This is a genomic window from Acinetobacter sp. TSRC1-2 (genome assembly GCF_049895885.1).
Lineage (GTDB): Bacteria > Pseudomonadota > Gammaproteobacteria > Pseudomonadales > Moraxellaceae > Acinetobacter.
The window spans coordinates 165,341-181,588 of record NZ_JAFCTF010000002.1; the positions used below are offsets into that span (position 1 = coordinate 165,341).

At 41.5% G+C, this 16,248-nt stretch carries 11 protein-coding genes; all 11 read left to right on the top strand.

The features are described 5' to 3' along the window. Window positions 1-10: 10 nt before the first annotated feature. The 11 genes from pilQ to ACP69Y_RS03835 all read left to right on the top strand — a co-directional run bounded on the left by pilQ (window position 11) and on the right by ACP69Y_RS03835 (window position 16,159). Window positions 11-2,131, top strand: a complete 2,121-nt coding sequence (gene pilQ / locus ACP69Y_RS03785; RefSeq protein WP_425916571.1) for a type IV pilus secretin PilQ — start codon at window positions 11-13, stop codon at window positions 2,129-2,131. A 36-nt stretch (window positions 2,132-2,167) separates the two neighbouring features. Beyond that, entirely contained in the window at window positions 2,168-2,716 is a 549-nt protein-coding gene (aroK, locus tag ACP69Y_RS03790) for a shikimate kinase AroK (RefSeq protein WP_131217374.1), read from the top strand. Window positions 2,717-2,733: 17 nt separating this feature from the next. Continuing rightward, on the top strand, window positions 2,734-3,819 hold the full coding sequence (gene aroB, locus ACP69Y_RS03795) for a 3-dehydroquinate synthase (RefSeq protein WP_425916332.1): 1,086 nt from the start codon (window positions 2,734-2,736) through the stop codon (window positions 3,817-3,819). Between the two features lie 3 nt (window positions 3,820-3,822). Beyond that, complete coding sequence (locus tag ACP69Y_RS03800; RefSeq protein ID WP_425916334.1) at window positions 3,823-4,683, top strand: hypothetical protein; 861 nt, start codon at window positions 3,823-3,825, stop codon at window positions 4,681-4,683. 163 nt (window positions 4,684-4,846) lie between these two features. Beyond that, window positions 4,847-5,989: an RNA-guided endonuclease TnpB family protein gene (locus tag ACP69Y_RS03805; protein WP_425916336.1), complete on the top strand. Its 1,143-nt coding sequence runs from the start codon at window positions 4,847-4,849 to the stop codon at window positions 5,987-5,989. 583 nt (window positions 5,990-6,572) lie between these two features. Further along, entirely contained in the window at window positions 6,573-11,048 is a 4,476-nt protein-coding gene (gene gltB / locus ACP69Y_RS03810) for a glutamate synthase large subunit (RefSeq protein WP_425916573.1), read from the top strand. A 73-nt stretch (window positions 11,049-11,121) separates the two neighbouring features. Next, window positions 11,122-12,543, top strand: coding sequence for an FAD-dependent oxidoreductase (locus tag ACP69Y_RS03815; RefSeq protein ID WP_425916338.1), 1,422 nt, complete (start codon window positions 11,122-11,124; stop codon window positions 12,541-12,543). 316 nt (window positions 12,544-12,859) lie between these two features. Further along, window positions 12,860-13,747 carry a metal-dependent hydrolase gene (locus tag ACP69Y_RS03820; RefSeq protein WP_425916340.1) on the top strand — a complete coding sequence of 296 codons (888 nt, stop codon included), beginning with the start codon at window positions 12,860-12,862 and terminating at the stop codon, window positions 13,745-13,747. A gap of 144 nt (window positions 13,748-13,891) precedes the next feature. Beyond that, the gene (locus tag ACP69Y_RS03825) at window positions 13,892-14,482 is read left to right on the top strand and encodes a LemA family protein (RefSeq protein ID WP_424618947.1); all 591 of its coding nucleotides are present in this window, start codon (window positions 13,892-13,894) and stop codon (window positions 14,480-14,482) included. 28 nt (window positions 14,483-14,510) lie between these two features. Then, a complete protein-coding gene (locus tag ACP69Y_RS03830) occupies window positions 14,511-15,605 on the top strand; it encodes a TPM domain-containing protein (RefSeq protein ID WP_425916342.1) in 1,095 nt (364 codons plus the stop codon). Then, window positions 15,599-16,159, top strand: coding sequence for a TPM domain-containing protein (locus ACP69Y_RS03835; protein WP_425916344.1), 561 nt, complete (start codon window positions 15,599-15,601; stop codon window positions 16,157-16,159). Before ACP69Y_RS03830 ends, ACP69Y_RS03835 begins: the two co-directional genes overlap by 7 nt. The last annotated feature ends 89 nt before the right edge of the window (window positions 16,160-16,248 follow it).

Genomic DNA, 16,248 nt, shown 5'->3' on the forward strand with positions numbered 1-16,248 from the left:
TGGCAATACAATGAACCATTTGTTCCGTCAATTTTCTATGGGTGCTGTTGCAATCGCAGTAATGCAAGTTGCCAGTGCACAAGTCAGTATGACCAATATTGTACCTATGCAAGTTGCAGGTCAGGGTACCGAAATTCGTGTCATGTTTAACGGCTTGCCTCCACAGCCCCAAGCTTATCAATTAGAACAACCCTCACGTCTGATTCTGGATTTTGATAAAGCACAGCAAAATTTAAAGCAAAACACTATTGCTGTTGCAACCAAAGAAGCAAGTTCCGTGGATGTAAGTTCTGATGCACAACGTTCACGTTTAACGGTCAATTTAGCGGATGCCGGTGCCTTTACCACACGTATAGAAGGTAATACGTTCATTTTAAAAATTAATTCTGCTGCGGTTAATGCATTTGCACCTCAGCAGGTAGCAGCTCAAAGTCAAAGATCTACGCAAGGAATTTCCAATATTGGTTTCCAGCGCGGTGGTCAAGGTGAAGGGCAGGTTGTTATTGATTTGCTCGGCACCAACACACAGGTGGATGTACAACAGCAAGGCAGTAAAGTTGTCGTACGTACTTTAGGTAATAAAGTGCCTGCACACTTGGCTCGTCGTTTAAATGTAAATGATTTTGCAACACCAGTTTCTACGATTGATGCAAATAATAATGGTGGCAATGGTGTAATTACCATTCAGACTTCTGGTAGCTATGAATATATGGCATATCAGGCGGACAATAAACTTACAATTAGCTTAAAACGACCTGAAGATAAAAATCCGCTTAAACCGAAAGCAGCGAATAGTTATACCGGTAAAAAGATTTCTCTAGATTTTCAGGACATTGAAGTACGTCGTGTGCTGCAATTATTGGCAGACTTCACTGAAATCAATATGGTGACCGCTGATAGCGTACAAGGGAATATTACTTTACGTCTGAAAGATGTACCTTGGGATCAGGCATTAGACATTATTCTAAAAACGAAAAACTTAGACAAACGTCGTAACGGAAATGTAATCTGGATTGCGCCAGTTTCTGAATTAATTAAAGCAGAAGAAGAGCAGGCGAAGGCGATAGAGCAAAGCGTAAAATTGGCACCAATTCAGACAGAGTATATGCAACTAAGCTATGCAAAGGTTGCGGATATTGAAAAACTGATTACCCAAACAAAATCTTCAAATAATGCTAATTCCGGGAATGGTAGTAACAATAATAATTCTAGTGAAAGTTTATTAAGTTCACGTGGGACAATATCGGTTGATGCCCGTACTAATACACTGATTATGAATGATACTGCACAGAATATTGATAAAGTGCGCAAAATGGTCGACTTGCTAGATATTCCAGTCAAACAAGTGATGGTTGAAGCTCGTATTGTCCGTGCTTCAACAGAGTTTAGTAAAGAAATGGGTGTAAAGTGGGGGATATTGTCGCAAGGTATTAATCAAAATAATGATTTATTGGTCGGCGGTAGTGATCAAACTTTGTGGGATTTAAAAACGCCGGATGATGATGGAAAATATACCATTGAACGTCCACAAAATTTAAATGTGGATTTAGGCGTAACTAATGCAGCAGGTAAAATTGCCTTTGGTTTGATTAGCTTGTCTGACTTTATGCTAGATCTAGAGCTTTCTGCATTGCAAGCAGATGGTTATGGTGAAGTGATTTCAACACCTAAAGTCCTAACTGCAGACAAACAAACGGCCAAGGTTTCATCGGGTACACAGATTCCCTACCAATCTTCAGAAGGCGGCGGTGCAAATGCAGTGTCAACCACTGAATTTATTGATGCGACGTTAAGCTTGGATGTAACACCAAGTATTACACCTGATGGCAAAGTTCAGATGTTACTGAATATCACCAGTGATACTCCTGGGAATCCAACACCAACAGGTCAATTGACGATTAATAAAAATCAAATTAATACCAATGTCCTGGTTGATAATGGTGAGACTGTGGTATTGGGTGGTATTTTTGAACAAGAAACACGTAATGCTCAAACTAAGGTCCCATTCTTAGGGGATATTCCTTACGTAGGTCGTTTATTCCGCAAAGATGTGAAGTCAGATAATAAGCGAGAGCTATTGATTTTTGTTACACCACGAATTGTTAATGACAGTGTTTCAAGAAATCATTAATATATTTTGAATTTAGCAGAATAAATAGGTGACTCCTTGCCAAGCAATGAGTTTGAAACCCTACCAAATGTTTATTTGGTAGGGCCAATGGGGGCGGGGAAAACTACTGTTGGTCGACATTTGGCGGAACTGTTAGGACGCGAGTTTCTTGATAGTGATCATGAAATTGAACGGAAAACAGGTGCAACAATTCCTTGGATTTTTGAAAAAGAAGGTGAAAAGGGATTTCGTAACCGTGAGACAATGGTGATTGATGAACTCACTGCTCGTTCGCAACTGGTTCTCGCAACTGGTGGTGGCGCAGTGACCCAAGCTCCTAATCGTGAATTTTTAAAACAACGCGGAATTGTTGTTTATCTTTATACTCCTGTCGAGATTCAATTACAGCGAACTTACCGAGATAAAAACCGCCCTTTGTTGCAAGTTGAAAATCCTGAACAAAAGTTACGTGATTTACTGGCCCTTCGCGACCCTTTATATCGAGAAGTTGCTCATTATATTATTGAAACTAATCAGGGGGCTGCACGTGATCTGGCTCAAAAAATCTTACATATGATTGTTTCTCAAGAAGCAGATTTAGTCTAATTAACGGTCTTAATTTCATGCAAACTCTACATGTTGAACTTGGCGATCGCCGCTATCCTATTTTTATTGGCAGTGATTTAAATCCAGAATCATTACTTGAGCCTTATATCAAAGGTAAACAAGTGATGATTGTGACCAATACTACGGTTGCGCCGTTGTATTTAGAGCATTATTTGACTGCGATTGAAGCTTTAGGTAAAAAAGTTGCAACATGTATTTTGCCTGATGGTGAAAAATACAAAAACATTGAACATTTAAATTTGATTTTTGATGCCTTATTAGAAGCAGGATTCAATCGTGATGCGACTGTTCTAGCTCTCGGTGGTGGGGTGATCGGGGATATGGCTGGCCTTGCATCCGCATGTTTCCAACGCGGTGTGTACTTTATTCAGGTACCTACTACGCTTCTGTCTCAAGTCGATTCAAGTGTGGGCGGGAAAACAGGTATTAATCATCCCTTGGGTAAAAACATGATTGGTGCTTTCCAGCAGCCACAAGTGGTGCTTGCCGATATGTCGCAGCTTTCGACTTTACCTGATCGTGAATTGTCAGCAGGTTTGGCAGAAGTGATTAAATATGCCTTATTGGGTGATCTGGATTTCTTGGGGTGGCTCGAAGAAAATATGGATGGCTTGGTTGAGAGGGATTCAGCATTACTGGCTGAAGCGGTTTACCGTTCTTGCGCACATAAAGCACGTATTGTGGCTAATGATGAAAAAGAGCAGGGTGAACGGGCTTTACTTAATTTAGGTCATACTTTTGGTCATGCGATTGAATCATACTTGGGTTATGGTATTTGGCTTCATGGCGAAGCTGTTGCCACGGGTATGGTGATGGCCGCAGATTTATCGCAACGTCTGGGCTGGATTTCAGTGGAAGATTTGGAGCGTACAAAAAAAATCATTCAACGTGCCCATTTACCCGTAAAATGCCCAGCTATTCCACTTGATGAATTTCTCGCATATATGGCACATGATAAAAAAGTGCTGAATGGACAGTTACGCCTGGTGCTGATGAAATCTTTAGGACAGGCAGTAATTACCAAAGAATTTGATGTGGAATTGATGAAACAGGCGATTTTGGCGAATCAAGAGAAGGCATAAGTCATGGCAACCATCCGTACACAATGGCAACGTATTCAAAACTATATCTGGCTAGTGTGTGGATTGGTATGTCTGTTTGCAGCACTTATTTTTTGGGCAATCACCGATACTGATGCTTTGGTCGAAGTGGAAAAATCCGCTGAAACTGAATCTGAATTGCAAATTCAACCGGAAAAAGTCGCTGCAACCAACCTTCTTGGTGCACTTCAAGAAGAGGTGCGTCCTTTAGAAATGACTACACGTGTCGTAAATACTGGCAGCTATGAACCGGAATTTCGTGGCACTAAATTTGTGACTGATAATAAAAATGCTTCTACCATTGAATTATTTCGCGTAACTAAAGAAGATGTGATTCGAAGTTTTTTAAAAAAACAGTCTGACCGTAAAAACTTTTTCTACATTCGCGTGAGTGGCGAAAATCAAATTGAACAATATGTTCTGCTTTATGGAATCTATCGAAATAGCGATCAAGCAAAACAAGCCCTTCAACAATTGCCATTCCAGTTTCCCAAGTCTATTCAACCTCAAGTTCAGGATATTAAAAATTATGCTGCCTTGGTCAATGACACGGGGGCAGATGAAATGGGTTCTAATAACAAATTATATGCAGTCAATTTAAAATCTGCACCATTGCCTCGTATTGATGAGAGTCTTTTGGCTCAGCCTAAACCCAAGCCGACTGAACCTGCGGTTGCTCCGAAGGCATCAACTACCACTACAACGGTTACACGTCGCGATGAAGAAGGGAACGTTGTTGATGTACAGCAGTCACATTCTTCAGTTGAACTTGCACCAAAAGCAAAACCACAAAATAATTCAGCGAATAAAACACCAGAAAAAGAAATTAGTGATCCATTTAATTAAGTATCTGTAATTCTATAACTATAATCTGTTTGCAAAGCAGATCTTTTTAGCTGGAGATGGATAGTACAGTTAGCGAATAGCTCTTTTATTTATACGACACAATATGTCGCACTAGTGTATTGGTTGTATGTATTTATCTCTTTAATATTATTAAAATTATTGTATGAATAACCCAGTTTTGAAAGCGTATAAATATCGCATTTATCCAAATCGAGAACAGCAAGTGTTGATTGAAAAACACTTTGGATGCGCTCGTTTTACTTTTAATTGGGCATTGGCTTTACAACAGAACTATTACGAAAAACATAAAAAATCTTTATCTCGAAAAGAAATTCAAGATCAGCTTGTATCTCTAAAAAAAACTCATGAATTTGAATGGTTAAATGTAGTCAACAGCCAATCGTTGTTGAGTAGTTTATTGAATGTCTATACAGCATTCTGCAATTTTTTCAAAGGTCGGGCAAAGTTTCCTAAATTCAAATCTAAAAAAATACCGCAATGCTCTTATCAATGCCCTCAACACTGTACAGTGAGTTTTGCTAGTGGGGTGTTGAATTTACCTAAAATTAAAGGAATTAAAACCGTATTTAATCGTCAATTTGCTGGCAAAATCAAAACAGTGACCATCAGTAAAATAGCGACAGGTAAATACTATGCTTCAATCCTTGTTGAAACAGAGGTTAATCTACCTGTACCCAGCATGATTGAAGCAGACAAGACCGTGGGGATTGATCTAGGCCTGACTCATATGCTGATTCAGTCAGATGGCAACAAAGTTGAAAATCCACGATATTTGAAAAAAGCTCAAAAACGATTGGTGATACAGCAAAAGATATTTTCCCGAAAAAATAAAGAAGCCAAGAATTATCGACGACAAAAATTAAGTGTTGCGCGTGTCCATGAAAAGGTACGAAATCAACGCTTAGACCTACATCATAAACTCACGCATAAATTGATCTGTGAAAACCAAGCGACCACGTATGCAGTAGAGGATTTAGGGATTAAAAGCATGGTGAAGAACCGTAAACTTGCAAAATCTATTAGTGATATTGCATGGGGTCAGTTCCTCACACTCTTGCAATATAAGGCTGAATGGTACGGTAAGAACATCCTTAGGATTGGTCGTTTTGTACCAAGTTCAAAAGTATGTTCTCAATGTGGCTACACAATGGAAAAGCTACCCTTGCATATTCGTTCATGGAGCTGTCCTGACTGTTTATCTGTCCTAGACCGTGACTTGAATGCGAGTCTGAATATACGTAATTTCGCTTTAGCTGATGTGCTAGGACAATTTAGCGCTGTGTAAAGAGTTCCTGTACCACTATATCTGTCAGCGCAGGTGTGGTATCGAAAGGTGTAAGTATTACTACTTACATGGGTCGCAAAAATTCCCTATTATGGCTTTCAGCTTAGTGATGGGAGTATGTCAATTAAAAATAGAGTTCTAAAATAGAGCAAATTGAGTTATAAAAATATTTAAATGCACAAATATAGTGCGAAAAATTGTTCCAATAAAATAAATGTGAGTATTTGAAACTTTAATATTTCTATATTTAAAACATTTAGCCTTCTCTTTTTTGAATTGGCATCATTTTTGCTTTATTGGTGCATGAATTGAGTAATTGTCCCTATTTTGGCGCGAAAAGATTCAATGATTGTGCGAAGTTACTGAATTTACCCGCTTTAAAAGAGTGCGTAAAATCAGCAAAATTTTTTTGTAATTGATCCATGCACAGAAGATGAAATGCGATTATCTTAGGTATGTGAAGAAAATGATTTTGCCCAGTCTTGATCTGAGTGTGAGGAAATTGGACTAAATCGCAAAGAAGATATTTGATTGTTAGATGCCCGCTTTATGGGCCATGTTGAAAGAAGGGTACGCTATGCACATGCCATCGCCTAATACTGTAGCTCCCGCTCAAGGTTTATACCAACCGGATGAGTTTAAAGATAACTGTGGTTTCGGTTTAATCGCCCATATGCAGGGTGATGCAAGCCATGATTTGGTCAAGACCGCGATTCATAGTTTAAGTTGTATGACCCACCGTGGTGGTATTGCCGCAGATGGCAAGACAGGGGATGGTTGTGGTTTATTGCTGGCTATGCCGAAAGCATTTTTCCGTGAAGAAGCAAAAAAACTCAGTGACATCACGTTAAGCGAAATCTTTGCAGTCGGTACTGTATTTTTAAATCTCGATCCGGCAATTGCAGCCCATTCAAAACAAGTTTTAGCCAAAGAAATCGAATCTGAAGGTTTAAAAGTCCTTGCTTGGCGTGTGATTCCAACCAATGTCGAGGCTTTGGGTGAAATTGCACTTCAATCGATGCCGGCATTTGAACAGATTATTGTCAATTGCCCAATGGGTGTCACTGAAGTTGAATTTAACCGCAAGTTATTCCTCGCGCGTCGTCGTGCGGAACAATTGCTGAGCAATGATTCTTCATTCTATGTCACTACATTGTGTTCAACTGTCATCACCTATAAAGGTTTGATGATGCCTGAAGCAATTGCAGACTTTTATACCGATTTAGCAGATCCGCGTCTGGAATCACACATTGTGGTCTTCCATCAGCGTTTCTCGACCAATACCTTGCCGCGTTGGCCTTTAGCACAGCCGTTCCGTTATCTTGCACACAATGGTGAAATTAACACCATTACTGCAAATCGTAACTGGGCAATGGCACGCGTTCCGAAATTTGAAAACCCATTACTTCCTGGTTTAACCGAGCTTAATCCAATTGTGAACCGTACCGGTTCGGATTCTTCAAGCTTAGATAATATGCTGGAGATTCTGGTCGGCGGTGGTATGGACTTGTTCCGTGCACTACGCATGCTGGTTCCACCTGCTTGGCAAAACGTTGAAACTTTAGATGCAGATCTACGTGCATTCTACGAGTTTAACTCCAAGCACATGGAGGCTTGGGATGGTCCTGCGGGTCTGGTGATTCAAGATGGTCGTCATGCCATTTGTATGCTGGATCGTAACGGTTTACGTCCTGCACGTTGGGTCATTACCAAAAATGGTTACATCACCCTTGCATCAGAAATTGGGGTGTGGGGCTATCAACCTGAAGACGTGATTTCTAAAGGTCGTGTTGGTCCAGGTCAAATTCTGGTGATTGATACCCTCACGGGTAAACTGCTTGATACTCAAGATGTCAGCAACCACTTGAAAAAAATGCGCCCTTATCGTGAATGGTTACGTGAAAACTCAATTCGTTTACAAGGTAGCCCAGAACTTGAAGAATATTTATGTGATCAAGGCTTAAAAGGCGATGCCTTAAAAGCCTCACAAAAAATGTTTATGGTGACCTTTGAAGAACGTGATCAATTGCTTCGTCCAATCGCAGAAAGCGGTCAGGAAGCAGTCGGTTCAATGGGTGATGATACGCCAATGGCAGTATTGTCCCGTCAGGTGCGCCATGTATCGGATTATTTCCGTCAACAGTTTGCCCAAGTAACGAATCCACCGATCGATCCATTGCGTGAATCAATCGTGATGTCATTGGAAACTTGTTTGGGCCGTGAGCAGAATGTATTTGAACAAAGTCCTGAACATGCAGATCGCCTGATCATTTCTAGCCCGGTATTGTCAAACTCAAAAATGCATCAGATGCGTACTTTGGGTCGTAAAGGCTATGAAATTGCCGACATCGATTTGAACTATGTGGCAAGTGAAGGTTTGCAGGCAGCGATTGCACGTATCTGTGAGGAAGCAGCTCAAGCGATTCGTGATGGCAAAACTTTACTGGTGCTTTCAGACAAGAAAATTCGTGAAGGTTATTTACCCGCCAATGCATTGATGGCAACAGGCGCAGTACATCACCACTTGATTCAAGTGGGTTTACGTACCGATGCCAACATCATTGTAGAAACCGGTCTGGCACGTGATGCGCACCAATTTGCGGTGATCCTAGGTTTCGGTGCCACTGCAATTTATCCATATTTAGCTTATGACGTGATCAATGACTTGATTGCCAAAGGTGAATTGTTGGGTGATCCAATTCATGCCCAAGCGAACTTCCGTAAAGGGATTGAGAAAGGCTTGCTCAAAGTTCTTTCTAAAATGGGTATCTCAACGGTTGCGTCTTATCGTGGTGGTCAGTTATTCGAAGCCGTTGGTTTATCCAATGAAGTCGTGAACAAATGCTTCACTGGCGTGCCAAGCCGTATTCAGGGTGCAACATTTGCTGATCTTGAAAATGATCTTAAAAAATTGGCTGAAAATGCGTGGAAAGCACGTAAGCCAATCGATCAAGGCGGTTTGCTGAAATTTGTATTCGACAAGGAATACCATGCATTTAATCCGGATGTAATTAATGCATTACATAGAGCAGTGCGTTCGGGTGATTATGCTGATTTTAAAGAATATGCAGAATTAGTGAATACTCGTCCAATTGCAACGATTCGTGATTTATTCAAACTAAAAACTGATAATTCAATTGCTTTAGAGCAAGTAGAGGCTGTTGAAGAAATCTTGCCGCGTTTCGATTCTGCGGGAATGTCTTTAGGTGCATTGTCACCGGAAGCGCATGAAGCGATTGCGATTGCCATGAACACCATTGGTGGTCGTTCAAACTCGGGTGAGGGCGGTGAAGATCCTGCACGTTATGGCACCATCCGTAACTCGAAAATCAAACAGATTGCATCGGGTCGTTTTGGTGTGACACCAGCATATTTAACGTCCGCCGAAGTTTTGCAGATTAAAGTCGCGCAAGGTGCGAAACCGGGTGAAGGCGGTCAGTTACCGGGTGGTAAAGTGAATGGCTTAATTGCCCGTTTACGTTACTCAGTTCCGGGTGTAACCCTGATTTCACCTCCACCGCACCATGATATTTACTCGATTGAAGATTTGTCACAATTGATCTTTGACTTAAAACAAGTCAATCCTCAAGCGATGGTGTCGGTGAAATTGGTGTCTGAACCGGGTGTAGGAACCATTGCGGCAGGTGTGGCGAAAGCCTATGCAGACTTCATTACCATTTCTGGTTATGACGGTGGGACTGCGGCTTCTCCATTGTCTTCAATTCATCATGCAGGTTCGCCATGGGAGTTAGGTCTAAGTGAAGCGCATCAAGCCCTTCGTGTAAACGACCTGCGTGGCAAAGTACGTGTACAAACCGATGGTGGTTTGAAAACAGGTTTAGACGTGGTTAAAGCGGCTATTTTAGGTGCTGAAAGCTTCGGTTTCGGTTCAACGCCAATGATTGCGTTGGGTTGTAAATATCTGCGTATTTGCCACTTAAATAACTGTGCAACTGGTGTAGCAACTCAGCAAGACCATTTACGTCAAGAGCATTACATTGGCGAGCCAGAAATGCTGATCAACTTCTTCCACTTCATTGCAGAAGAAACGCGTGAATGGTTGGCGGCTTTAGGTGTGTCAAGTTTGAAAGACTTGATTGGTCGTACAGATTTACTTGAAGTCTTACCGGGCGATACAGATAAACATGCTCACTTGGATTTAAGTGCCTTGTTAACCTCGCATCCTTCTGCGGAAGGTAAAGCGCAATATTGCCAAGTTCAAGGCAATGCGCCATTTGATAAAGGCTTGCTTGCAGAGAAAATGGTTCTCGAGATGCTTCCGACCATTGAAGCGGGTAAGAGTGGTGAGTTTAACTACAATGTTGTCAATTGTGACCGTTCAATTGGTGCACGTATTTCAGGTGAAATTGCGCGCCGTTATGGCAACTTGGGTATGGAAACACATCCTGTAGTCATGAATTTGAAAGGTACAGCAGGCCAGTCACTCGGTGTTTGGAATGCCGGTGGTTTGCATATCAAACTTGAAGGCGATGCCAACGATTACGTGGGTAAAGGTATGGCAGGTGGCCGTATCTCGATCTTCCCGCCAAAAGGTTCTCCTTTCCAGACTCAAAACACTGCCATTATTGGCAACACCTGCCTATATGGTGCAACTGGCGGTAAAATCTTTGCGGCAGGGACTGCAGGTGAACGTTTTGCAGTGCGTAACTCGGGCGCATTTGCCGTAATTGAAGGTGCAGGCGACCACTGTTGTGAATACATGACCGGTGGTATTGTGACTGTACTGGGTAAAGTAGGCCATAATTTCGGTGCCGGTATGACCGGTGGTTTTGCTTATGTACTTGACCTGGATAATGACTTCGTGGATCACTATAACCATGAGTTAATCGAGCTAAACCGTATCTCTACAGAGGCGATGGAAGAACATCAAGAATTCTTGCTTCGTATCCTGGATGAACACATTAAAGAGACAGGTAGTGCCTGGGCGTACAAGATCCGCAATGAGTTTGATTATTACAGCCGTAAATTCTGGCTTGTAAAACCAAAAGCTGCTAATTTGCAAACGCTTTTGAAAACGACCAAAGCCGATCCACAATAATTCCACGACGAACAGATTGATAGGCAGGTGTAGCGGATAAATAAACCGACTACACCTACCCACGGAGAGAGACATGGCAGAGCGCCTAAACAATGACTTTCAATTCCTGGATGTAGCACGCCAAGATCCAGAGAAAAAAGATCTCACTGTCCGCAAAGCAGAGTTTGTGGAAATTTATAAACCCTTTACAGCGGAAATTGCGACCAATCAATCGCACCGTTGTTTAGGTTGTGGTAACCCGTATTGTGAATGGAAATGTCCAGTACATAACTACATTCCAAACTGGTTAAAACTGATTGCTGAAGGTCGTATTTTTCAGGCAGCGGAACTTTGCCATCAAACCAATACATTGCCAGAAGTGTGTGGTCGTGTATGCCCGCAAGACCGTTTATGTGAAGGTGCTTGTACCTTAAATGACGGTTTTGGTGCAGTCACCATTGGTAATGCTGAAAAATATATTAATGATACCGCTTTTGCTTTGGGCTGGCGTCCAGACATGTCCAACGTAAAATGGACAGATAAAAAAGTTGCGATTATTGGCGCAGGTCCTGCAGGTTTGGGCTGTGCAGACATTCTGGTACGTAATGGTGTTAAACCGGTCGTATTTGATAAACGCCCTGAAATTGGCGGTTTATTAACTTTCGGTATTCCAGAATTCAAGATGGAAAAAGACGTTATGAAACGCCGCCGTGAAATTTTCGCGGGTATGGGGGTTGAGTTCCGTTTAAACACTGAAATCGGTACAGATATTACCATCGAGCAGCTTCTTGCTGACTATGAGGCGGTATTCATGGGTATGGGAACATACACCTACATGAAAGGCGGTTTCGCGGGTGAAGATCTTGAGGGTGTGCATGATGCGCTTGATTTCCTGATTGCCAATGTGAATCGTACCCAAGGCTGGGAAAAAGACGCTTCTGAATATGTCAGCGTTGAAGGCAAAAAGGTGATTGTACTGGGCGGTGGTGACACTGCAATGGACTGTAACCGTACTTCAATTCGTCAAGGCGCTGAATCTGTGGTGTGTGCTTACCGCCGTGATGAAGAAAATATGCCGGGTTCACGTCGTGAAGTAAAAAATGCGCGTGAAGAAGGTGTGGACTTCATGTTCAACCGTCAGCCAATTGAAATTGTCGGTGAAAACGGTAAAGTCACAGGTGTTAAAGTGGTAACGACACAATTAGGCGAGCCTGACAGTCGTGGCCGTCGTAGCCCGGAACCAGTTCCAGGTTCAGAAGAAGTTTTACCTGCGGATGCAGTACTTTTAGCGTTCGGTTTCCGTGCGAGTCCAGCAGACTGGTTTGCAGGCGCAAATATTGGTCTAGATGGTTCGGGTCGTGTGGTTGCAGCTGAAAAGCAACAATACCGCTTCCAAACATCTAATCCGAAAATTTTTGCCGGTGGTGATATGGTTCGTGGCTCTGACCTAGTGGTTACTGCAATCTGGGAAGGTCGTGAAGCAGCTGAAGGTATTCTGGATTATTTGGATATATAAGCAGAATCTCTCATCTGATTAAGCTTTAAATGAATTTTAAAAACCCGCTTCGGCGGGTTTTTACGTTGAGAAAATGAGAAAGTAGTAAATGTAATGGAGGTTCTCTCTCCCTTTGGGAGAGAGTTAGAGAGAGGGCGGAATTTCAAAAGTAAATTGTGAGAATTCGACAACATATCTGCTAGAAGGAAAGGGAGAATTTTAGAAGAAAAAACTTTTGAAACTTTTCGCAAATCCAGTAAGCGCTTCTGCCATACCTCTCATAAAAATTGCTGTCCATACTGTGCTTATTATCTGATCAATTTTTAGGATTAAGACTATGACACAACAAGTGGCGACAGAAAAATTATATCAAAATCGTCCAAAAGCTATGGGAATTACAGTCAGAAAGCTGCAATTTAACCCAAAACTGATTCGCAGACACTATTTTGCCAATTCACCCGTAATGTCACATTTGCTGACCGCACTTTCTTCAACGTTTCCGATTGGCGAGCAGTTCTTTGTGCATAGCGTTCGGAATGTGCGTGATCAAGTCAAAGATGAAAAGTTGCAGGCACAGATCGCGGCTTTTATAGGGCAGGAAGCGATGCATTCAAAAGCCCATGCCGAGTTTAATGATGCTTGGCGGAGTGAGGATTATAATTTAGATCGTTTTCAGGCATGGCTCGCGCGTAAAAATGACTATGTCAAAAATTTACATCCTAAAATTCAATTGGCTATTACCTGTGCCTTTGAGCATTTTACGGCATTACTGGGCGGATATATTCTTCGACATCCAGAAGTGTTAGCCACTTTAGATGATGATGCGGTAAAGCTTTGGGTTTGGCATGCGATTGAAGAAATTGAGCATCGTGCAGTGGCTTTTGATGTCTATCAAGCCGTGTATGGTGATGATAAAATTCGACGTATGATTATGCGTAGCGTAACTACAGGTTTTGCCAGTCTTACTTTCTATTCTGCAACACGGTTGTTTCTACAGGATAAACGTAAAAGCTTGCCGAAAGCTGGTGGCAATATCTTTGGTCTTTATTTACTCGCTAAGATGTTTGTACAACTCATGCCAGAATACTTATCTTATTTTAAAACTGATTTTCATCCTTCGGAAATTGATTATAGCAAAATGGTGAATTATTGGAAAAGGCATTTGGCAGAAGATTACCAGATGAAAAGTTTTCAACATGAATTAAAACTAGGTTTAATCAATTAGGCAACTAAACCGCAAGGGCTAATAGAAATATTGGCCCTTTTTTATGCAAGCTCTGAAGTACTGAAATTAAACAGAACTCGGCCTAAATATGTTTACAATAAAAATATTTAAACAAATACAAAGAAATATAGAGGATATAAATTTATGAACGTGATGAAAAAAAGTTTAGTCACTATGGCTCTTGTAAGTACTTTAACCTTATCGGGTTGCGGCTATAACACGCTCCAGGTCAAAGATGAGGCGGTAACAGCATCTTGGTCTGAAGTGCAAAACCAATATCAGCGCCGTGCCGACCTTGTACCCAACTTGGTGAATGTTGTAAAAGGTTATGCCAAACATGAAGAAAAAGTTCTAACAGAAGTGACCCAAGCCCGTGCGAATGTCGCCGGATTAAAAGTAGATAAAGAAGTTTTGGAAGATCCTGCCTTATTTCAAAAATATCAACAAGCACAGGCGCAGATGACCAGTGCATTATCGCGTTTGATCGCAGTCTCTGAAAATTATCCCGATCTAAAAGCCAATGAACAATTCCGTGATTTACAGGTTCAACTTGAAGGTACTGAAAACCGGATTGCAGTCGCACGTAACCGTTATATTACTACAGTTCAAGACTTTAATTCCTATTCACGCCAGTTCCCGCAGGTCATGACGGCTAAAGTGATTGGGATGCATACCAAACCGAACTTTAGTGCTGAACAAGGTGCACAAAATGCTCCTAAAGTATCTTTCGACTAATTCATTGACTGTTAAATAAGGATTGCTGATGTCTGATTCTTATAAAAAATACTTTTCATCCATAACTTTGCTGCAAGCATTGTTGGTTTGCTTTGGTATGCTCTTCAGTTCGGTTACATGGAGTGAAGTTGCTACAGCTACAGATGAAAACGCTGAAGCTGTCGTCGTCGGTAAAATCATTCAGAATCAGCAGCAGCCCTCTCAAAATCAGACAGCAACGAAAGCAAATGCTACTGCAACCACAGTCCCATCACCGCAAATTGCCAATGATATGGCTGAGGGTGAATCGATTCGTGGACTGCCAACGCTCAATTCACCGGTTGTAGATCAGGCAAATATATTAACTGAAAGCCAGAAGCAGGAAATTAGTCAGCGAATTTTGGCGCTACATGAGCAGGGTAAAGCCCAAATTGGGGTGGTGATTGTTCCCACTACAGGGCAAGAAGATATTTTTGATTTTGCCATGCGTATTGCGGAAAAATGGCAACTCGGTTCAACCAAGCAAGACAATGGTTTGCTGATGGCAATTGCAGTAAATGATCATCGTATTCAAATTTTGACCGGTTATGGCTTGGAAGGTGTAATACCCGATATTGTGGCGAGTCGTATTATTCGAAATCAGATCACGCCTTATTTTAAACAGGCACAATATGCCCAAGGCATTGATGCGGGTCTGGTTGAAATAGAACGAATACTCAATATGGATCCCGAAGTAGCCCAGAAAGCTGCACAAGAGCTGAAAGAGCGTCAAGAAAAAGCTTTACACGAACAGCAAGCCAAAGAAAAAACTTTTAGTACGGCCTTGTTTATTTTAATTGCAGGAATTATCGGCTCATTTATTGTAGGTAAGCCTTTAAGTGCATCTACTGCCGCCGTTGCTGGAACAGTAGCGGGTTTGGTGAATGGAGCGGGATTAGTCACCAGTTTATTGATTGGTGGTGGGATTTTCTTTTTACTGATTACGGCTATTGCGCAAACTATTTTTCAGCTATTTTTAGCGTCTGCAGGTCGTGGCGGTGGTGGAGGACGTGGTGGAGGACGTGGTGGCGGCTTTGGAGGTGGCGGTGGATATAGCGGTGGAGGCGGTGGTTTTGGCGGGGGAGGAGCATCAGGATCATGGTAACTAAAACAGAAACAACAGAAATTATTACACAACCTAAAATGGAAGAAATGAATCAGCCAAGCTTTAAACGCTGGTTAAAGCATTTTTTCTATATGCCTGCGGCTAAACGCTATTTTAATAAAATGGATCAATATGCAATCGCACAGGCAGTGATGGAAGCGGAATATGGACATGCAGGAGAAATTCAGGTGGTAATTGAGGGAAATATTCCTTCAAATCAAGCCTACTATCAAAATACTCAAATGCGGGCACGACAACTTTTTGCTGAACTGGGTGTTTGGGATACCGAGTTTAATAGTGGCATTCTTTTATATCTAAATTTATGTGAACAAAAAGTTGAAATTGTGATTGATCGGGGAATTCAAAAAGAAACCCAACAAACTGTTTGGGATGGAATTTGCCAAAAAATGACTGAACAACTTTCCAAACATCAATATCGGGAAGCTGTTATGGCAGGTGTATTTAATATAGGCCATGTATTAAATAATTTTTATGCGCAGTCAACAATAGATCAGCAGAATGAATTGAGTAATAATCCGATCATATTAGGCTAGAAAATAGGTGGATTAGTGACGTAAAATGTCACTTTTTTACCAAATTAAACAATAAAACCACATTGTAACAATTTTATTTCTACAAATTG

Coding starts and splice junctions, on each gene's coding strand:
- pilQ (WP_425916571.1), top strand. CDS start 11: ATGAACCATTTGTTCCGTCAATTTTCTATGGGTGCTGTTGCAATCGCA.
- aroB (WP_425916332.1), top strand. CDS start 2,734: ATGCAAACTCTACATGTTGAACTTGGCGATCGCCGCTATCCTATTTTT.
- ACP69Y_RS03800 (WP_425916334.1), top strand. CDS start 3,823: ATGGCAACCATCCGTACACAATGGCAACGTATTCAAAACTATATCTGG.
- ACP69Y_RS03805 (WP_425916336.1), top strand. CDS start 4,847: ATGAATAACCCAGTTTTGAAAGCGTATAAATATCGCATTTATCCAAAT.
- gltB (WP_425916573.1), top strand. CDS start 6,573: ATGCCATCGCCTAATACTGTAGCTCCCGCTCAAGGTTTATACCAACCG.
- ACP69Y_RS03815 (WP_425916338.1), top strand. CDS start 11,122: ATGGCAGAGCGCCTAAACAATGACTTTCAATTCCTGGATGTAGCACGC.
- ACP69Y_RS03820 (WP_425916340.1), top strand. CDS start 12,860: ATGACACAACAAGTGGCGACAGAAAAATTATATCAAAATCGTCCAAAA.
- ACP69Y_RS03825 (WP_424618947.1), top strand. CDS start 13,892: ATGAACGTGATGAAAAAAAGTTTAGTCACTATGGCTCTTGTAAGTACT.
- ACP69Y_RS03830 (WP_425916342.1), top strand. CDS start 14,511: ATGTCTGATTCTTATAAAAAATACTTTTCATCCATAACTTTGCTGCAA.
- ACP69Y_RS03835 (WP_425916344.1), top strand. CDS start 15,599: ATGGTAACTAAAACAGAAACAACAGAAATTATTACACAACCTAAAATG.